Annotated in this window: 18 protein-coding genes and 1 pseudogene; 13 read left to right on the top strand and 6 right to left on the bottom strand. The window is 63.6% G+C overall.

What is annotated here, in order from left to right:
* Window positions 1–264 precede the first annotated feature (264 nt).
* The gene (locus LH128_RS08175) at window positions 265–510 is read right to left on the bottom strand and encodes a hypothetical protein (RefSeq protein WP_327195111.1); all 246 of its coding nucleotides are present in this window, start codon (window positions 508–510) and stop codon (window positions 265–267) included.
* Window positions 511–613: 103 nt separating this feature from the next.
* Here LH128_RS08175 and LH128_RS32050 point away from each other — a divergent pair, with 103 nt between their 5' ends.
* From LH128_RS32050 to LH128_RS08195, 5 genes and pseudogenes are all read left to right on the top strand, one after another.
* Window positions 614–1,237 (top strand): YbhB/YbcL family Raf kinase inhibitor-like protein, encoded by a 624-nt coding sequence (locus tag LH128_RS32050; RefSeq protein WP_008829142.1) that lies wholly within the window; start codon window positions 614–616, stop codon window positions 1,235–1,237.
* Between the two features lie 6 nt (window positions 1,238–1,243).
* Window positions 1,244–1,738: a nucleoside deaminase gene (locus LH128_RS08185; RefSeq protein ID WP_008829143.1), complete on the top strand. Its 495-nt coding sequence runs from the start codon at window positions 1,244–1,246 to the stop codon at window positions 1,736–1,738.
* Between the two features lie 65 nt (window positions 1,739–1,803).
* Window positions 1,804–2,436 (top strand): SOS response-associated peptidase family protein, encoded by a 633-nt coding sequence (locus tag LH128_RS08190; RefSeq protein WP_008829144.1) that lies wholly within the window; start codon window positions 1,804–1,806, stop codon window positions 2,434–2,436.
* A 35-nt stretch (window positions 2,437–2,471) separates the two neighbouring features.
* Window positions 2,472–2,739: pseudogene (locus LH128_RS32055) on the top strand (transposase); the annotation flags it as partial.
* A 364-nt stretch (window positions 2,740–3,103) separates the two neighbouring features.
* Window positions 3,104–4,267, top strand: coding sequence for an extracellular catalytic domain type 1 short-chain-length polyhydroxyalkanoate depolymerase (locus LH128_RS08195; protein ID WP_008829146.1), 1,164 nt, complete (start codon window positions 3,104–3,106; stop codon window positions 4,265–4,267).
* A gap of 26 nt (window positions 4,268–4,293) precedes the next feature.
* On the opposite strand, the gene LH128_RS08200 is transcribed toward LH128_RS08195, so the two are convergent.
* Window positions 4,294–5,139, bottom strand: a complete 846-nt coding sequence (locus LH128_RS08200) for an N-formylglutamate amidohydrolase (RefSeq protein ID WP_051211442.1) — start codon at window positions 5,137–5,139, stop codon at window positions 4,294–4,296.
* 14 nt (window positions 5,140–5,153) lie between these two features.
* On the opposite strand from LH128_RS08200, the gene LH128_RS08205 reads away from it, so the two are divergent.
* The 3 genes from LH128_RS08205 to LH128_RS08215 are packed head-to-tail and all read left to right on the top strand — an operon-like array spanning window position 5,154 to window position 8,930.
* A complete protein-coding gene (locus LH128_RS08205; protein ID WP_008829149.1) occupies window positions 5,154–6,092 on the top strand; it encodes a transglutaminase family protein in 939 nt (312 codons plus the stop codon).
* Window positions 6,093–6,097: 5 nt separating this feature from the next.
* Window positions 6,098–6,913, top strand: coding sequence for a transglutaminase-like domain-containing protein (locus LH128_RS08210; RefSeq protein ID WP_008829150.1), 816 nt, complete (start codon window positions 6,098–6,100; stop codon window positions 6,911–6,913).
* The gene (locus tag LH128_RS08215; protein ID WP_008829151.1) at window positions 6,906–8,930 is read left to right on the top strand and encodes a M3 family metallopeptidase; all 2,025 of its coding nucleotides are present in this window, start codon (window positions 6,906–6,908) and stop codon (window positions 8,928–8,930) included. The genes LH128_RS08210 and LH128_RS08215 overlap by 8 nt, the downstream gene beginning before the upstream one ends.
* Window positions 8,931–9,637: 707 nt before the next feature.
* Here LH128_RS08215 and LH128_RS08220 read toward each other — a convergent pair.
* The 4 genes from LH128_RS08220 to LH128_RS08235 all read right to left on the bottom strand — a co-directional run bounded on the left by LH128_RS08220 (window position 9,638) and on the right by LH128_RS08235 (window position 14,612).
* On the bottom strand, window positions 9,638–9,997 hold the full coding sequence (locus LH128_RS08220) for a response regulator (protein WP_008829152.1): 360 nt from the start codon (window positions 9,995–9,997) through the stop codon (window positions 9,638–9,640).
* Entirely contained in the window at window positions 9,994–13,416 is a 3,423-nt protein-coding gene (locus tag LH128_RS08225; RefSeq protein WP_008829153.1) for a CheR family methyltransferase, read from the bottom strand. The genes LH128_RS08220 and LH128_RS08225 overlap by 4 nt, the downstream gene beginning before the upstream one ends.
* Window positions 13,413–13,973 (bottom strand): PAS domain-containing protein, encoded by a 561-nt coding sequence (locus tag LH128_RS08230; protein ID WP_008829154.1) that lies wholly within the window; start codon window positions 13,971–13,973, stop codon window positions 13,413–13,415. The genes LH128_RS08225 and LH128_RS08230 overlap by 4 nt, the downstream gene beginning before the upstream one ends.
* A gap of 183 nt (window positions 13,974–14,156) precedes the next feature.
* Window positions 14,157–14,612, bottom strand: coding sequence for a MarR family winged helix-turn-helix transcriptional regulator (locus LH128_RS08235; RefSeq protein ID WP_008829155.1), 456 nt, complete (start codon window positions 14,610–14,612; stop codon window positions 14,157–14,159).
* A gap of 266 nt (window positions 14,613–14,878) precedes the next feature.
* Here LH128_RS08235 and ectA point away from each other — a divergent pair, with 266 nt between their 5' ends.
* From ectA to LH128_RS08260, 5 genes are read left to right on the top strand one after another with little or no spacing between them, the layout of a single operon-like run.
* Window positions 14,879–15,385, top strand: coding sequence for a diaminobutyrate acetyltransferase (ectA, locus tag LH128_RS08240; protein WP_008829156.1), 507 nt, complete (start codon window positions 14,879–14,881; stop codon window positions 15,383–15,385).
* A 17-nt stretch (window positions 15,386–15,402) separates the two neighbouring features.
* Window positions 15,403–16,722 carry a diaminobutyrate--2-oxoglutarate transaminase gene (ectB, locus tag LH128_RS08245; protein WP_008829157.1) on the top strand — a complete coding sequence of 440 codons (1,320 nt, stop codon included), beginning with the start codon at window positions 15,403–15,405 and terminating at the stop codon, window positions 16,720–16,722.
* Window positions 16,723–16,753: 31 nt separating this feature from the next.
* A complete protein-coding gene (locus tag LH128_RS08250) occupies window positions 16,754–17,158 on the top strand; it encodes an ectoine synthase (protein ID WP_008829158.1) in 405 nt (134 codons plus the stop codon).
* Window positions 17,159–17,176: 18 nt separating this feature from the next.
* Window positions 17,177–18,091 carry an ectoine hydroxylase gene (gene thpD / locus LH128_RS08255; protein WP_008829159.1) on the top strand — a complete coding sequence of 305 codons (915 nt, stop codon included), beginning with the start codon at window positions 17,177–17,179 and terminating at the stop codon, window positions 18,089–18,091.
* Complete coding sequence (locus LH128_RS08260; RefSeq protein ID WP_008829160.1) at window positions 18,088–19,530, top strand: aspartate kinase; 1,443 nt, start codon at window positions 18,088–18,090, stop codon at window positions 19,528–19,530. Before thpD ends, LH128_RS08260 begins: the two co-directional genes overlap by 4 nt.
* Window positions 19,531–19,542: the final 12 nt, after the last annotated feature.

The raw sequence follows: 19,542 nt of genomic DNA on the forward strand, positions 1-19,542 counted from the left end.
GAGCGTTGGCCGCTTGAACTGTACTGGGACGCGGCGCGCCAGGAGAACGAGATCGGACGAGCCCAGGGTGTGACTGCGGCATTTAATGGGATCGTGCGTCAGCTGCGCCTTGCCGGGCGGTACGAAGATAGGGCGCCGACAGAGTCGTGATAACGATACCGGACCTTGCGATCAGATCGGCGCCTGCGACATCCAGCACGCTTGCTGGAGCAGGAGAAGAATCCGTGCATCGTCAGTAAATTCGGATGCCCCTTGCGACCATCCTTACGCTTGTGCGTTACCGAAGCGATGCCTGAAATTGAAAACTCCCTCCTGGTTGCCGCTAATCGCCTGCACCATCGCGGCTTCACGACGCCGATCATGTACTGCCGAGACCAGGACGTTCTGATCGGCCGGATCGAAGGCATAAGGGACGAGGTTTCCTGGCGCACTGTTGATCTCGTGGCGTTCAAAAGCGCGTTTGTCGCACATGTTGATGCTTACCTGCAAAGGCATGACCGGACGGTCCACGCAGACCGGGCAACGGAGCCTGTTCGTCTGATGTAGGGGCCGCATGCAGCGAACCATCGAAGATGCAGGAAGTCTCATCGCCCGATGAGGAAAGGATGACGAAGTGCTCGAACACGTACCTGCCTGGCTGGGGAGCTTGCTCAAGGATGTCCGTGCCGGACACTCGAAACTGGCAATCGTTCGCGAAGACATGGGCGACAGGCTCTTTCCGCTTTCGAGTCCCGCATTCGCGGACGGTCAGCGCCTCCCGATCAGGTTCACCGCCGACGGGGAGGGCGTTTCACCGCCGCTGATCTGGGGGCCTCTCCCGGCAGGAACAGCATCTTTGGCGCTACTTGTCGAGGATCCCGATGCACCGGCCCCCAATCCCCTGGTGCATGGCCTTGTCTGGAATATCCCGCCCGATGTTGGAGGGCTGCCCGAGGGTGCGATCATGCCCGACGGGAATGGCGCAGCGGACGGCAGCGACGTAGGCCGAAACAGTTATCTGGCCGAAGGCTGGCTGCCACCAGATCCTCCCAAGGGCCACGGGGCACATGACTACGTATTCCAGCTTTTCGCGCTCTCCCACGTCCCAGTCCTTGAAGCAAACCCGGGACGTTCCGCGTTTCTCGATGCGATACAGGGCAAAGTCCTGGCCGCTGGCTTGCTGATCGGGACCTACTCCCGCGACGAGCCGGCAAGTTTTGGTACGGCCGGGGCCGGCCTGCGGCCTGCGGGCGCCTAAGCCGCCATGTTCGACGACAACGACCGAGCCTGGATGCGTGCGGCCATTCAATTGGCAAAAACAAAAGGAACAACGCCGCAGGACACCCCGATTGCTGCCATCATTGTGCTGGATGGCCGCGAGCTCTCCCGGGCAGTCAACGAGACCGAAGAGACTTGCGACGCGACGGCCCATGCCGAAATGGTGGCTTTCCGCGGAGCGGGGCCAGTCCATGGCGACATGGACCTTCGCGGCGCGACGCTCTACTCGACCCTTCAGCCGTGCGGAATGTGCACGATGGCCTCGATCTGGGCCAAGGTCGGTCGCATAATCTATGGCGCGGGTCGCGGCGACGTTCACCAGATGTATTTCGAGGATCGTCACCTCGACACGATGGACTTTATCAAGGACGCATTTCGTGACGACCTTGCTCTCGAAGGCGGATGCTTGCGGGCGGAATGCGCCGCGCTCTACTTCGCGCCGGGTGACGAGGTTCCGATGGAAGAACAGGGCAACATTTGAAATGCGAGTATGGCAGGGACCAGTGCCCGCCATATAGAAAGCTATCGTCTTACAGGAGTTGATCCATGTGCAACCGCGCCCGCATGAAAGGCGAGATCGAGACGATCTGGGGATCGGTCGCCGAGCTCTTCAGCGAGCGCCCGCGCGACAACCGCTTCGATCCTCAAGAGCTTCGGCCGAAGGGAAGGGCGTACGTCATCCGCGAACAGGACGGGGTGCGGGCATGGGACATAATGAATTGGGACGTCCTGGGGGGCAAGGCGCCGTATCCGATGACCAACGTGCGCAACTTGTCGTTGCCGCAGTGGAAGAGGCTCGCCGAGCGGCCGGAAAACCGCTGCGTGGTGCCTCTTACCGAATTTTGCGAATTTACGCCGCAAAAGCACGATCTTGGCGACGGCAAGCCGCCGCTTAAAGGCGAGATGTGGTTTTCGGTTACGGATCAACCTGTCTTCGCCGTGGCCGGGTTCTGGCAGCACACGGAGCAGGGAAATGGCTTCACCATGGTGACCTGCAATGCCAATTCGCTGGTTGAACCGATCCACCCCAAGGCGATGGTGACGATCCTCGATCCTCATGAAATAGATACCTGGCTGCGCGGATCCTACGAGCAAATCGTCTCTCGGCAGAGGCCCTTCGATGCCGCAAGGATGCAGGTTCGCGGCCCGGTTTTTCCGACACGCTCTGCGCAGCGGTAAAATCGGCTCCGCCCTGAACCGCAAGGTCCCTGCGCGGTGCCTGCTGTCCCGGCTTCCTGAAGCCGCGCAAGACTGCGGGGAAGGCGCTGTTCGCAGCGATCCAGGAGGAGTGGATCGCCAGCGTCAGCACCCGCCGCCTCGCCGAACCGGTGCAGGCGATGGGCATGACCGGGATCTCCAAGTCCTCGATGTCGAAGCTGTGCAAGGACATAGACGGGCGCGTCCTTGCCTTGCGCAAGCGCCGGCTTGTTGGCGGCTGGCCCTGATCCCGCGTTGGGTGCCACCTACCCCAAGGTGCGCGAGCGTTCGCACGCAGCTCAACCACGAACGCGGGGTCATCTCGGGAGGCTCGAAGGCCGGATCGCAATGTGTAGGAGATCAGGTTAGATGGCGCCGTGGCATTCGCGGGAAGGCGCTGGGGGCCGGCTTTGATGAACAGGCGCTCGGTGAGCAACGCGGCTCGGATGCCTCAGCGCGGCGCATCGGCCTTCGCGAGCGCGATAACCATTTGCCGACGCCGCGTCCTCGCAGCTGATCAAACGTCTTAACGCAGGCTAATTTTGCAGCATCACGTCTTGCGCGCGTCCGTTTCTCCTCCAATTATTGTGCAGTGCAGCATAAATTGGCGCACACAGCCGCACAGCGGCCCTGACCCGAAGGAACTGGCATGCGCAAGATATCCGACACGATCAGCCGGCTCGCAGCCCTGCGCGCCGCGAGAGCCGAAAATGGCTTTATCCCAACCAGCAGCCGGCTGACGCCGCTGTCCGATTTCGGTCCAAACCCCGGGGGACTAAGCGGATTCGTCTACATCCCGCATACTCTAGGGGCCAACGCCGCGCTGGTCGTCGTCCTGCATGGCTGCACGCAGAATGCCGGGGGGTACGACATCGGCGCAGGATGGTCGGACATGGCGGACCGGTACGGATTTGCCGTGCTATTCCCCGAGCAGCAGCGCCAGAACAACCCAAACCTGTGCTTCAACTGGTTCGCGCCGGGCGACAACCGGCGGGGCGCAGGCGAGGCGTATTCCATCCGGCAAATGGTTGCCGCCGTCACCGCGCGGCACGGACTGGACCCGGCCCGCGTGTTCGTGACCGGCCTGTCGGCAGGCGGGGCGATGACCGCGGTCATGCTTGCCGCTTATCCGGAAGTGTTCGCAGGCGGCGCGATCATCGCTGGCCTGCCCTACGCAAGCGCCGCCACGGTTTCGCAGGCATTCGACCGGATGCGCGGACACGGCATGCCGAGCGCCCTGGAACTGACGGCTCGGGTTCGCGATGCTTCGGACCACGCGGGACCGTGGCCCACGCTCTCAATCTGGCATGGTACTGCCGATGCGACAGTGAGGCACGGCAATGCCCAGGCCATCATCGACCAGTGGCGCCCCCTGCACGGTGCGCGAACGGCACCGGATCATGTCGAGACTATCGGCGCCCATACCCGCCGTGCCTGGACCGATGCATCCGGCCGCGAGGTGATCGAGGAATACGCCATCCACGGCATGGGGCACGGCACTCCGCTCGACACCCTGAGCGAAGAGGGTTGCGGAGCCAGCGGTGCCTACATGCTGGAGGCGAAGATATCCTCGACCCAGCTCATCTGCCGCTTCTGGGGACTGGCTCAGGCAAGCGAGAGAAGGGCTGCCAGTATTGTAACGAAGCCTGCGCCCGCGCCGCGCGAGCAGGAACCGGCTAATGACCTGGTCGGCAATGCAATGCCGCAGATCTTCGCGCGCCGTCCCTTTATCCATGACCAGCATGCGCATCGCACCGCCGGCGTGCGCAAGGTCATCGAAGATGCGCTGAGGAGTGCAGGATTGATGCGATGAGGGCCGTCTCGTTCAGGAGTTGCCCGTCAAGCCATGTGCCCCCGAATGCGTTCTTGCCCAGGAGCAGGAGGCTCTTTCCCTGAGCCGTCACGTATCGACGATAATTCAGCGGCTCGTCGTGCCGCGTCAGCCAGACGCGTCGCCCACGCTTCTTGTCCGGACGGGTTGCCGACAAGGTCCTGTCGCACCTCGATCTCGGCGTAGCTCAGGTTCCGCGCAAACGCGTGGAAAGGGATCGTGTAGTCGGTCTCGTCCATGGCGTAAGGCTCGTTATCGCCAACGATCAGGTCTGCCTGATCGGCGAGTGCATCGCGCAGCGCGTGGGCGAACCCAGGCCGTCCCGAACCGTGCAGGACCCCGACGTCCCAAGGCCGGTTCATCCCGTCCATTTCGGGCGTGAAGCTGTGCAATGACAGTAGGACCGTCTCCTTGGCGGTAGCAAGCCGGGTATCAAGGAGCGCCGCGATCGTGGCATGATACGGCCCGTGGATCGCGGCGGACCGGGCATCGCGGGCCCGGTCACTCAGATGTCGGTTTCCGGGAATGGGGGTGCCATCCGAGACCTCCGGGATGGCATCAGGCCGTGCGGGCGAGCGATTGCAGTCGATGACCAGGCGCGAGTAGGGCTGATGCACGAAAGGCGCATCCAGCAGGAGGGCCAGAGCCTGGCCGAGGCCGAATACCCCGATATCGATCGCTATGTGTCGTCTGAAATCATCGGGCTGCAAACCAAGTGATTGCAAGGGAAATGGAACCGTCGATCCTGCATGATCGCCGATCAGCAGGAACGGTGAGCGTCCATCCACGTTGAAAATACCAAACGGCTCGGGGTCTTGCGGACCCAGCACGCTTCCTTTTGCGCGCCCGGCCATCAGGACGTTCCACCATGCCGTTGCTGACAATCCATCGCACGACGCTGTATCGCTACCAGCAGCCTGTCTCGCTCGGTGAACATCGCATCATGATGCGGCCGCGCGAGGCGTTTGACCAGCGATTGCTGTCCGCGCGCCTGATCATCGACCCTGAGCCCAATGAACTGCGCTGGCTGCACGACGTATTCGGCAATTCCGTTGCCGTCGCCTCGTTTGAGCGCCGCACGGCAGGCTTGACGATTACCAGCGAGACGACACTCGAGCATGCTCCGCTCGCACAGACGCAGGTGGACGTCGAGAATTATGCGCGTCTGTTTCCCTTTACCTATTCGGCAGAGGACATGCCCGACCTGCTGCGCTCGATTGAGCGCCAGCACCTCGATCCTGAGCGCATTGTCGACAACTGGGCGCGCGCTTTCCTCAAGGACGAGGCAAGCACCGGGACTATTTCCCTGCTGACCGAGATGGCGACCAACATCAAGCGGGACTTCACTTATGTCCCGCGTCATGAAAAGGGCACCCAGACGCCGATCGACACATTGAAGAAGCGTCAAGGGACCTGCCGCGACTTTGCCGTGCTGATGATCGAAGCGGTTCGCGCGCTCGGCTTCGCGGCCCGGTTCGTCTCAGGCTATGTCTACAATCCGTCCCGGTCCGAGGGCGTCGTCGGCGGGGGCAATACCCATGCCTGGGTCCGCATCTTCCTGCCCGGCTCCGGTTGGGTCGAGTTCGATCCCACCAACGGCATCATCGGCAATCGCGGGCTCATCCGTGTTGCAGTAGCGCGCGATCCCTACCAGGCGTTGCCGCTGTCGGGCACCTGGTTCGGCCTGCCCGCCAGTTTCCTCGGCATGGACGTGACCGTCGATGTCCACCGGGCCGATCCCGACCAGTTCCCGTCAATCGGCCATGGCGCCGTAAACAGCCGCCGCTCCGGCGCTTCAGGAAAGTGACACCCATGCTGATCCGCTGTGGCTACGATATCCGATTTGAAACCGAAACGAAGACGGCAATGATGGCGATGCTCAGCCTTCACCCCTCGCGCCACCAGGACCTGCGCACGCCTCAGCGCCTGCTGGCCGATCCCGACATTCCTCTCTATCAGTTCGAGGACGTCTTCGGGAACGTCGCCACGCGCCTCAGCATACCACCTGGCGGCGTGACCCTGTCCTGCGAATTCGTCATTGAGGATAACGGCGAGCCGGACATGCGTCCTGCCAACGGCCCGCAAATGCCAGTCGAGGACCTTCCAGATTTCGTGATGCCATTCCTGCTGGGCAGCCGCTATTGCGAAACTGACCGGCTCATGGACGTGGCCTGGAGCAACTTCGGCCACTACAGCAATGCCCGCGACCGCGTGGATGCGATCGTCGATTTCGTGCACCGGCACATTGAATTCGGTTACCACTACGCCCGGCCCGACAAGACGGCCTGGAACGGCTATCAGGAGCGTCAGGGCGTCTGCCGCGATTTCGCGCATCTCGCCATCACGCTGTGCCGGTGCATGAACCTTCCCGCGCGCTACTGCACGGGTTACCTGGGTGATATCGGGGTGCCGGCAGCCGACGCGCCGATGGACTTCAGCGCCTGGTTCGACGTCTACATCGATGGCAGCTGGTACACCCATGATGCCCGCCACAATAAACCGCGTATCGGCCGCATCCTGATGGCGCGCGGCCGCGATGCTACCGACGTTGCCTTGACGACGGCGTTCGGGCCAGCGACCCTGGCGCGCTTCGACGTATACACCGACGAGGTCCAGTCCGTTGAATGATCATCTGACAAATGCGCTTCTGCGTCCCTGGGACGGCCCGCTCGGCGCCCCGCCGTTTGCGCTGGTGCGGGCGGAGGACTTCCTGCCCGCGTTGAAGGTCGCGGCCGCATGGCACCGCGCGGAAGTGACCAGGATCGCGGAACAGGCAGAAACGCCGACGTTCGAGAACACCATCGCTGCTCTGGAGCGGTCGGGAGAAGCGCTTGGCCGGGTCCGCCGCCTGTTCTGGACGCTATCCTCAGCGCACGCAGCGGCGGGCATCCGCGCTATCGAGGCCGAGGTCTCGGCGCTGCTGAGTGCTCATTCCACCGTGATCAACCATAACGCCGCGCTCGCCAAGCGCATCGCTGCAGTCCACGCGTCACGCCATGATGCCGGCCTGACGCCGGCGCAGGTGCGCCTGGTCGAATCCAGTTACGCCGGCGCCCGGCGTAGCGGCGCGGCTCTGGGGGCTGAGCACAAGGAACGCTTTGCCGCAATCCAGTCCCGACTTTCAGATCTCTCCGTGAAGTTCGGCCATAACGTCCTGGCGGCGACCGCCGACTGGATACTGGACCTTGGCGAGGATGACCTCGCAGGGATGCCTCCCTCCCAACGTGACGCGGCTGCCGCGCGGGCAGCAGCAGCAGGCGCTCCGGGCCGCTTCCACGTAACCCTTGATCGCACCGACTACGAAAGCTTCCTGAGCTTTTCCACGCGCCGCGATTTGCGGGAAAAGCTGTGGCGCGCCTTTACCGGGCGCTGCAATGGCGGGGAACATGACAACTGGCCCATCATCGCTGAAATCCTGGCGCTCAGGCACGAGCGGGCAATCCTGCTCGGGTACGCCGACCATGCGCATTATGCGCTGGAGGACAGCATGGCTCACACGCCTGGCGCCGCGCTTGCTCTGCTGGAGCAGCTGTGGGAGCCCGGCAAGCGCCGCGCTGCGGAGGAGGCGGCCGAGCTGCAGGCGCTGATCGATGCCGAAGGCGGCGCCTTCACACTCGCTGCGTGGGACTGGCGCTTCTATGCCGAGCAGGTGCGCCGTTCCCGCTATGCCCTGGACGGCGCCGCGGTGGCGAAGCATCTGCGTCTGGACGCTGTCCGGCAGGCGGCCTTCGATACGGCTGCCAGGCTTTACGGACTGAGCTTCACGCGCCGCGAGGACATCCCCGGCTATCATCCCGATGTCTGGGCCTGGGAGGTCCGAGACAAGGCAACTGGCCCTGTAGGATTGCTGTTCACCGATTATCTTGCCCGGCCGGAAAAGCACGGCGGGGCCTGGATGGGCACTTTGCGCGTGCAGGAAGCGATGGACGGGGAAGTGCTTCCGGTCGTCTACCTCGTCGCAAACTTCGCGGGTGCCCCGCCGCCGGACACTGGCGCCACGCGCCTGTCGATCGACGAGGCGCGCACGCTGTTCCACGAGTTCGGCCATGCCTTGCATGGCCTTCTTTCGCGGGTGACCTACCCCAGCCAGTCGGGCACGGCGGTGGCCCGCGATTTTGTCGAATTCCCCAGCAAGCTCATGGAAAACTGGATCGTCAGCAAGGAAGTCTTGTCCGGGTTCGGCGTGCCCGAGACGCTGATCGAGGCGATCCGCAATGCACTCAGCTACGGACAGGGTTTCGCCACGACCGAACTCATCGGTTGCTCGCTGATTGATCTGGCCATTCACACCTGCGAGCAAGCTTCTGCAGATCCGCGCGCTTTCGTTGATTCTGAGCTTGAAAGGCTTGGCATGCCGCCGGCAGTTGGTCTGCGGCATCGCCTCCCCTATTTCACACATATCTTCGACGGCGGCTATGCGAGCGCGTATTACAGCTATGCCTGGTCCGAAACGCTCGACGCGGACGCTTTTGAGGCTTTTGCAGCCTCAGGCGATATCTTCGACGCCCGGCTGGCCGAGCGGTTCCGTAAAGAGATCCTGAGCGTCGGCGACACCCGTGATCCAATGGAGTCCTTTCACGCTTTTCTTGACAGGGCTCCCGACCCCGAGGCTCTGATGCGGGCACGAAACCTGATCGATGTTTGAACTGACGGCCTGTACTGAGATGCGGTTTCAGCGAGTGCCTCAACATTCAGCATGAGGGTCCGGAAGCGAACCTTGTTGAAGGTTATATAAATAACACCGCCGTGGAGCAGTTGGTCGAAGCCCTTACTCGGTGGATGAGCTTTCGCGCGTACTGCACGGTGCCCGGCAGGGCAGCATGCGATAACGGCCTGCCCGCTCAGGCAGACAAATTTTGGCGAAAGCATCGCGGGGCATCGGCCATCAATAAGGTAGTGGGAAGCTGGATGATCATTCTGCCATTCATGCCTCACATCTCGGACACACTGGCGGCAGCCCGTTTGGCGCAAATCGGTTATCTCCCGCTGGCACGCCACTCGCGCGTTTCCTATCGCCCCATCGCGTGTTGCGGATCCACTTCGACCGCACAGGCTCATATGAAAACCATAAGGATTTCCGAGCTTCGGGCTTGCAGGCAATATCCCCGCAGGACCAGCAGGGGTGCTCTAGATCAATATACGCCATTCCAACGTCCACGCGTAAATGTCAGTTAGGTTAGCGTTCAGGTGCGAATGGATCAGTATGCGGGTCTGGATGCCTAGTCCTGACGATCTGAACAGATGATCGGTACTTGACGCACTGTCGCGTAAAGCTGACTCTGCCCGACAGGCATCGGTCAAAACGTTCGGGGGAGGAAGTCTTATGAACTAGCCCCAATCCGATATACGCTGTCAGGCCGTTCTGCCGATGGCCTTCTTTAATGCCGCGCGCAGGTGAGAAGGAGAACTGGGCTTTGGGCAAATCTGCGCATCCGGATAGCGAGTGCGCAGAGCATTCTCGTTAGCGTGGCCGGAATGGAAAATAAGCGGGACATTCATTTCCCGCATGCGATCCGCCGCCGGGAAGACTTCTCCGTCAGGGAGGCGGACGTCGAGGATCGCGCAGACCGGTCGCTGACGCTCGATCGCAATCATGGTGGCGGCAACCGTGCCGCAATGTGCGGAAACAGCGAAACCCTCTTCGGCGATCAGGTCTTCGAGATCGAGCACGACGAACAACTCGTCCTCGACGATCAGTACGGTATCGGTCATCGAACCATCACACTGCTAGGCAGCCACAATCGAAGGGCAAAGTGGCCATCGCGCAGTTCGCGGGAAATCTGGGCTCCAAGCTGACGGACAGAAGTGGTGACGAGCAATGTCCCAAAGCCCGATCCCTCGCCCGCATCAATCGTGTCGTCACCGTCTTCGTCCCAGAGCAAGTCAATCCCGTCGGCTGTCAACGCCCAGCGCACGCGGAGGGTTCCCGCGCGCGACCCCAGGACACCATACTTTGCGGCATTGGTTGTCCATTCGTGCAGGATGAGGGCAAGAGGAGAGAGGCAGTTGCGATCGATGTCGATCTGCGGGCCTTCGACCAGAATCCCGGATTGCCCAGCGTAGGCGGCGGTCGTCGTCTCGATGAGGGTCCGAAGCGAGAATGTCTGCTGCTCTTCGCCCGAAGGCGACGCCAGGGAGTGTGCCCGGCCCAGCGCCGCGATGCGTTCGCGCAGATCCGCGCCATAGCTGCGCACGTCGTCGTGAGAACGACCGGCAACCGCGATCATGCCGCTGACCACTGCGAACAGGTTCTTCACCCTGTGGTTCATTTCGCGCAGCATGAGGCCGCGTGTCTCGGCAACGGCGTATTCCGCCGTCAGGTCGATCGTTGCCCCCACCAAGCGGCGCGGGCGCGAGCCGATGAGACGGCCGTAGGCCTTGAGCTGACGGCAGGCGGCGGCAGCATCCTCCGCTTCGCACACGCGATAAGCGATTTCCATGTCCTGATCGCTGTAAAGGGCATGAGCGATGCCATCTTCAAGCAAGGCGCGATCCTCGGGATGAACCTTCACCAGCACATCGCCGAGACTCACTGAGCCCTTTGCGGGTAACGAAAGCTGGCTGCGGCTCGTGGTGTCGAGGATTACGTCATCTTCATCCGGACGATACTCCCAGACCCCGATCCCGCCGGTCTTCACGGCCAGATCGAGCCTCTCGCGCTCGGCGGCCAGATCATCTTCCATCAGCAGGGCGACGGTGATGTCGCTCAATACCAGAGTGGCGCCATCGATCGTCCCGTGCTGGGTCCGATAGGGCAGAACGCGCAGCGACAGGGTTCGACCGCCGTCGCGGGTGCGAACCCGGCGGTGGAGAGGCTCGCCGCTGCCCGCCACGCGCCGCGCGTCGTCAAGGTAGGTGCTGTCGTCCAGGCGCGTTGCGACGTCAGCCAGCAGACGCCCCCGATCGGTCTGCTGCAACGGGAAAATGGCAGTCGCCGCTTCGGTAAAACTGCGGATGCGAAGCTGCCCGTCGAGCACGATCACCGCCAGTTCGGTGGACTCGAAGAAGTTGCGCAAGTCGGCGTTCGCGACGGTAAGCTGGTCAACCTTGCTTTTCAGCTCGTCGTTGACGGTCGACAGCTCCTCGTTGGTGGACTGCAGCTCCTCATTCATCGACATCATTTCTTCGTTGGAGCTTTTCAACTCCTCGTTCGCGGTCTCCAGTTCCTCGACTGCGGTGCGCAGCTTGTGGCGGGTGAGGCGCAGTTCCTCTTCCAGCGCCTCCATGTGATCGTCGCCGCTTTCGATCTCGGTAAAGTCCGGCCCGTCGAACGGCTGGAAGGGGCCGCGATCGCGCAGGATCAGCAACAGCGAGTTGTCAGGCAACGGCTCGCAGATCGCCTCGACCGGCTGGATGCCGTAATCCGAACGCACCTCCACCTCGCGCGCCACCACCTTCTTGCGGGCATCGCGGGCCTGGCGCACGAGTGGGCCGAGCACGTCGCGCAGGCCCGGCTTGGCCAGCGAGATCGCGCTGGAGCCGCCCGTGCGGGTTACCGGGAAATCGAAGTAGCGGCTCAGCTTGCCATAGGCGGCAAGCACCGCGCCGTCCTGATTTAGCACCATGGCGGGCGGCGCATAGCGATCGACCAGGCGCTGGACGGCTATGCCGGCATCGGACTGCTTGCGCCGGACGTCCCGATCGCTGTTGTCCTCGCGGCGACGCTGAAGGCCATGCTCTCCGCCCGGCAGGTCGATCGGGTACCGGGGGGTGCCGGGGGCGCGCTCGAAGATGCGGGCGTGATGATCCAGAGCCGGGAACAGATGGTCGAAACGGCCTATGCTTTCCGAGGGGCCGAGGAACAGGTACCCGCCCTCCCGGATCGCGTAATGCAGGATCGGCATCACCGATTGCTGCAGGCGATCGTCGAAGTAGATCAGAAGGTTGCGGCAGGAAACAAGGTCGATCCGCGAGAACGGGGGATCCTTTACAACCGAGTGGTTGGAAAACCGGATAAGGTCGCGAATCTGGTTCGAGATTGCGAATTTCTCCCCATGCGGCGTCGTCCAGCGCTCGCGCATGGGCGAAGGGATATCGGCCAGCGCGGAGGCGGGATAAATTCCTTCCCGCGCGATCTGCAGCATCTGCTCGTCGATGTCGGAGGCGAAGATCTGCACCGGGTTGGCGAAATTCATGCGCCGTGCCGTCTCGGCGAAGAGCATGGCGATGCTGTACGCCTCCTCCCCGCTGGAACAGCCCGGGATCCAGACCCTGATGTCGTCGTCGCTGGGACGGTCGCGCAGCAGCGGCTCGATCACCTTCTCGCGCAGCGCGTCGAACATCTCGGGATCGCGGAAGAACCGCGTGACATTGATCAGCAGATCGCGGAACAGCGCCTCGCATTCGACTGAATCCGATTGCACGCGCTGCAGATAGCCGCTGGCCGAATCGATGTTCAGCACGTGCATGCGCCGCTCGACGCGCCGCACCAGCGTCGAGCGCTTGTAGCCCGAGAAATCGTGGCCAACGGCCTTGCGCAAGGTGGCGCACAGGTCATCGACATGATCGGCGACAAGTTCGGCTTCGCGTTTGTGGGGCTCGCCTCGGCGCCGGGCGAAGAACGCGCTCAGGCAATCGAGGATCTCCGATGGCTTCTTGACGTAGTCCACGAGGCCGGTTCCGACCGCGGATACGGGCATCCCGTCATACCGCGCGGTTTCCGGTGTCTGGACGACGCAGACCCCGCCATGTTCCTTGATGGCACGCAATCCCGTCGATCCGTCGGCCCCCGTGCCGGAGAGGATCACGCAGGCGGCATCGGTCTGCTTTTCGGCGGCGAGCGAGATGAAGAAATCGTCGATCGGGCGGCGAAGTCCGCGCGGCTGGGCGAAATCGGTCAGCTGGAGCTTGCCGTCCTGCAGTGCGAGACCGCGGCCGGGAGGTATGATGTAGACGCGGTCTGCCAGAACTTCTTCGCCGCCCTCGCACTGGAGCACGTCGAGCGGGCTAGCCCGGTCCAGCAACTGCGCCAGCATGCTCTCGTAGTTGGGGTCGAGATGCTGGACGACCACAAATGCCATTTCAGTAGGCAGCCGGGCCACCGAGAGCATCTCGCGCAGGGCCTCAAGCCCGCCCGCCGATGCGCCGATCCCGACGATCGGGATGCCTCGGGTACGTTCGTCGCCGCTCAAAGGATCGCGCCGTCGTCTAGATCGGCGAGGGTCAGCCTCGCCTGGGCGATCGTCGCGGCCGAATTCGCGATCGTGGTCAAGGTGCCCTCGACGATGATGCCGCTCTCGGCGGCTACCGCGCTGAGGCGGGTCAGCGTCAGTCCCAGATCGCTGTCATATGCCCTGAGCCGATCGGGCTGGGCGCGGCTGACATCGAACTGCGACGCGAAAATGTAGCGCGTCCTCCCGGAAAGGGTGCGCAGCCTCGACATGTAAAGGAGGTTCACGAAAGGCGTTCCGTCCTTGCGAAAGTTGAGGATCGGGGTGCGCACATTGGCCAAAGCATCGTCGCCCAGGAAAGCGCGCAGTCTCGCCCGGGCTTCATGATCTTCTGCCGCCCCCTGCAGGATGCGGCAATTGCGACCTGCAAGGTCTTTTTGCGAATAGCCCGTCAGGTCCGCAAAGCGGCCGTTCACCAGGATCAGTGGATTGTCCGCGTCCGGACTGCCCAAGGCCAGGGCGACCGGAGAGTTCTCGAAGAAGGTGCGCAGTTCGTCGGGAATAGTCAGATCGGACAAGTCGTTACTCCCGGCCATTGGGTATGAGCAGAGGGGGCCGTTCGTTCCGGCCATGCGGGCAAGATTGCAACGGCTCTGTGCACCATCTGTTGCCGAAGGTCGAGCCGAGAGGGGGGAATTGCCTATTGGGCACGTGGGCTTCGGGAACGAACTATAGGCCGTGAATGTTCGAGGTGTGAGGCGCTATGCCGTATCCTGCCCCGAACCGCTGTCTTCTGAAATCAGAGCCCCGATCCGTTCGAGCGTGGCGAGGATCATTGCCTGTTCCCAGCGCGGCAACCGCTCGAACCCCCGCCCAAAGCGCATCTGCAACGGAAACGGCATGCTGTTTAACCGCTGAAGGCCTTCTTCGGTCGCCTGGACGAGGATCTGCCGCTTGTCGTTCTCGCTGCGAGAGCGAGTGACGAGACCGGCTGCAACCAGCTTGTCGACGATGTTGGTTATCGTCGCCTGTCCGAACCGGAGCGCGGCTGCGACAGTGCTAGGTGTCACGCTTTGTCCGGATCCGATCTGTCGCAAGACCAGGGCCTGCGATGGGGTCAATCCCGTTGCCGCGGCCATCCTCCGATTTTCCAGATCGGCGGCGTCGAGAATTTTTCTCAGGGCCGAAAGTGCTGCTGGCGTGAGATCGCTGTCCATGCCCCGACAGCTAGCTTTCCTGCGGCTTTGCGCCAAGCCGCAAGATACTTCCAAATCCGAAATATTGCATTTCAAAGACGCGCATCAAGGGAACATATCTCGCGACACATGGTTGCAATGCACCGCACGATCCTTATGTTATCGCGCAGCAGCAGTCATAATGAGGCAAATGCCAAGCACGCCAATGTGCTTCGGAGGGTGAAGTAATCTTTGATGAAGTCATGAGTAAAGCCGCCTTCGGGACGAATCCCGAGGGCACAATTCCGATGTGTAAGACTACCTCGCCGGTCCTGCGCCGGCCCACTGCCGAAGACGGGCCTGCCGTCACTGCGCTGATCGCGGCGTCCGAGCCGCTCGATCCCAACTCGGCCTACTGCAATCTGCTTCAGTGCAGCGATTTCGCCGACACCTGCGTGCTCGGGGAGCGTGAAGGCGCGGTTGTCGGGTGGATTTCCGCTTACCGTCCGCCTTCGCATCCGGAGCGCATCTTCGTGTGGCAGGTCGCGGTCGCGGCTTCCGCGCGAGGTGAAGGGCTTGCAGGGCGCATGCTGGATGAACTGGTCTCGCTGCCCGCGGTACAGGGCGCGACCACGCTGACCACCACGATTACCGAGGCCAATCCGGCCTCCTGGGCGCTCTTCGGCGCCTTCGCGCGCCGGCACGGCGCAAGCCTCTCGAAATCCCAGCGCTTCGAGCGCGCCGCGCACTTCGCGGGGGCACACGACACGGAATGGCAGGCGACCATCGCGCCGCTGCCGTCCGTCCATACCTGAACAGGGGAACTCCCGAAATGTCCAAGACCCCCATGCCGAGCGCCACCGCGCCGGATACGAAGATCTATGACCGCCGCGAATCCAGGGTGCGCAGCTATTCGCGTGCGATGCCGCGCCAGTTCGGCAAGGCGCAAGGACCGTGGCTGCACGACAACGAGGGCGGGCGTTATCTCGATTTCCTGTCGGGCTGCTCCTCGCTGAACTACGGGCACAACCATCCGGTGCTCAAGGCGGCGCTGATGGATTACATCGGCAGCGACGGCGTGACCCATGCGCTCGACCTGCACACCGACGCCAAGGCCGCTTTCCTGCGCACCTTCGAGGAAGTGATCCTGGAGCCGCGCGGACTGGACTATCGCGCGATGTTCACCGGGCCAACCGGCACCAACGCGGTGGAAGCCGCAATCAAGCTGGCGCGCAAGGTGACGGGCCGCGAACTCGTCGTCGCGTTCACCAACGGCTTCCACGGCATGACGCTGGGCGCGCTCGCCTGCACCGGCAATGCGGGCAAGCGCGGCGGCGCGGGCGTACCGCTCAGCCACGTCAGCCATGAGCCGTTCGACCGTTATTATGGGGACGAGGTGGATACGGCGGACCTGCTCGAACAGCGTCTTTCCGACCCTTCCAGCGGCCTCGATGCCCCGGCTGCCTTCCTGGTCGAGACAGTCCAGGGCGAAGGCGGGCTCAATGCTGCAAGCCCTGCGTGGCTGCGGCGTATCGCGGCGCTGGCGAAGAAGCACGGCGCGCTGATGATCGTTGACGACATCCAGGCCGGCTGCGGCCGCACCGGCGGCTTTTTCAGCTTCGAGAACATGGGCTTCACGCCCGATATCGTCACGCTGGCGAAGTCGCTCTCGGGCATGGGCCTGCCTTTCGCGCTGACGCTGATGCGTCCCGACCTCGATGTCTGGAGCCCCGGCGAACACAACGGTACGTTCCGCGGCAACAACCACGCCTTCGTCACCGCCACCGCGGCGCTGCGCGAGTTCTGGGCCGACCCGGCCTTCATCGACGCGGTGGCGCGGCGCGGCGGCATCCTCGAACGGCGGCTTGAGCGCATGGCCGAGCGGCACGGCCTGACCACGCGCGGTCGCGGCATGATGCGCGGCATCAACGTCGGCAGCGGCGAGGTCGCATCGCGGATCACGTCGGCCTGCTTCGACGAGGGCCTGATCATCGAGACCAGCGGCGCGCATGACGAGATCGTCAAGGTGCTCGCTCCGCTGACCATCGAGGATGCCGTCCTCGAAGCCGGGCTCGACATTCTGGAAGAGGCCGTCGCCGCGGCGATCGCCCCGGTGAGGCGCCCGCTGCCGAAAATTGGCGTGGCCGCCTGAACACTCCCTCCAAATTCAAAGGAATACACACATGATCGTTCGCAATCTCAGCGACATCCGCAAGTCCGACCGTCACGTTGAATCCAAGGGCTGGCACTCCGACCGTCTGCTTCTCAAGGACGACAAGATGGGCTTCTCGTTCCACGTCACTACGATGTTCGCGGGTGAGGAACTGCACATGCATTACCAGAACCATCTCGAAGCGGTGCTGGTGATGCAGGGCGAGGGGACCATCGAGGATCTCGGCACCGGCCTGACGCACGAGTTGGGGCCGGGCGTGATGTATGCGCTCAACGCCAACGACAGGCACATCGTGCGCCCGGTGCAGGACATCGTGTGCGCCTGCGTCTTCAACCCGCCGGTGACGGGGCGCGAGGTCCATGACGAGAACGGTGCCTACCCCGCCGACACCAGCGAACCCGCGCTCGCAGACTAAGGAGAAAGGGGGCTCACGATGCACGACCACTATCCCACCCGCAGCGCGGCCGAACCCCAGCTGTTTCCGCGCAGCGAACCCGTTGCCCGCCGCGCCTGGCAGCCGGGCGCGCCGTTGACCGCAGAGCAGATCGCCCAGTTCGATCGCGATGGCTATCTCGTGCTGGAGAGCGTCTTCTCCGAAGCCGAGATGGCTACGCTCCAGGCGGAAACCGGGCGCCTGCTTGGCGATCCCAGGGGGCTGAAGGACGAAACGGTGATTGCCGAACCCGGCAGCCGCGAAATCCGCTCGATCTTCGAGATTCACGAACAGAGTGACACGATGGCGCGCCTTGCCGCCGACGAACGGCTGGCCGGCGTCGCCGGCTATCTGCTCGACGACGAGGTCTACGTCCACCAGTCCCGCCTCAACTACAAGCCGGGGTTCAAGGGCCGCGAGTTCTACTGGCACTCCGACTTCGAGACCTGGCACGCCGAGGATGGCATGCCGCGCATGCGCGCGCTGTCGATGTCGGTGCTGCTGGCGGAAAACACGCCCAACAACGGTCCGCTGATGGTGATCCCCGGATCGCAGCACGTCTTCATCGCCTGCGTGGGCGAGACGCCGGACGATCACTACAAGGCGTCGTTGCGCAAGCAGGAATACGGCGTGCCCGACGAGGACACGCTGGCCGAACTGGCGCACCGTCAGGGCATCGTCGCGCCCACCGGCAAGCCTGGCACGGTGATCGTGTTCGACTGCAACACGATGCATGGTTCCAACGGCAACATCACCCCGTTCCCGCGCGCCAATGCGTTCCTCGTCTACAACGCGGTGAGCAACCGGCTGGAGGCACCCTTCGCCGCTGCCACCCCGCGCCCGGATTTCATCGCCGCGCGCGATGTGAAGCCGGTGACGCCCGTTTCGGGCAGCCTCGAAGGAGTACCTGCATGAACGGAGCGCATTCCGTAGAAAAGATCGGCGGCACTTCGATGGCCGCCACCTCGACCGTGTTCGACAACGTGCTGATCGCCGGGCGCGAAGGCGCGGACCTCTACAACCGCATCTTCGTCGTCTCGGCCTATGCCGGGATGACCGACCTGCTGCTGGAGCACAAGAAGTCGGGCCGGCCCGGCGTCCATGCCCACTTCATCCGCAACGAAGTGCCCGGCGCCTGGCGTTCGGCGCTGGCCGACGTGATGGGCGCGATGTGGGCGCGCAATGCCGAGATGTTTGCGCGCGCCGAAAGCCGCGAGGAAGCCGACGCCTTCGTGGCCAGGCGCATCGCCGCGCTGGAAACCTGCCTCGACGATCTCGACCGGCTGCGCGCACACGGCCGCTTCTGCCTGAAGGAGCAGATGACCACCGTGCGCGAGATGCTGGCCGGGCTGGGCGAGGCGCATTCGGCGCACTCTACCGCGCTGATGCTGCGCGACCGGGGCGTGAACGCGGTCTTCGTCGACCTCACCTTGTGGAACCACGAGGACATGCGCAGCCTCGATGCCCGGATCGAGGAGGCGCTCGGCCCGATCGATCTCGCCACGCAGATGCCCATCGTCACCGGCTATGCCGGGTGCGAGGGCGGCATGGTGCGCCGCTATGCGCGCGGATACTCGGAGATGACGTTCTCGCGCATCGCCGTGTTGACGCGCGCGCGCGAGGCGATCATCCACAAGGAGTTCCACCTCTCCAGCGCCGATCCGCGCCTTGTCGGCGAAACGGTGGCGCGCAAGATCGGGCGGACCAACTACGACGTGGCGGACCAGCTCGCCAACCTCGGCATGGAGGCGATCCATCCGCGTGCCGGGCGGGGGCTGCGCCAGTCCGGAATTCCGCTCAGGGTGCGCAACACCTTCGACCGGCACGACGGCGGCACGCTGATCTGCGGCGACTACGTCTCCGAAGCGCCGCGCGTGGAGATCGTCACCGGCCTGTCCTCGGTGCAGGCGCTGCAGGTGTTCGAGCAGGACATGGTGGGGGAGAAGGGCTACGATGCCGCGATCCTCGACACCCTGACCCGCCACGGCGCCTGGATCGTCAGCAAGAGCTCCAACGCCAACACGATCACGCATTACCTTTCGGGCACCGACACGGCGCAGATGGCTGCGATCGTGGCGGACATCGAGGCGAAGTGGCCGGGCGCGGCGGTGACGGTGCAGCCGGTGGCGATGGTCTCGGTGATCGGCAGCGATCTGGGCGAGGCGGGTCTCGTCCCTCGCGCGCTCATGGCGCTGGCGGAAGCGGGGATCGGCATGGTCGCGATGCAGCACCAGATCCGCAACGTGGACGTGCAGTTCATCGTCGGCGTCGAGGACTTCGACCCCGCCGTGCGCGTGCTGCACAAGGCGCTCGTCGAAGGCGCGACGACGGCGCAGGAACGCGCGGCGGCCTGACGCCCGGTTCCA

Source organism: Sphingomonas sp. LH128, assembly GCF_000293195.2.
GTDB classification, from domain to species: Bacteria; Pseudomonadota; Alphaproteobacteria; order Sphingomonadales; family Sphingomonadaceae; genus Novosphingobium; species Novosphingobium resinovorum_A.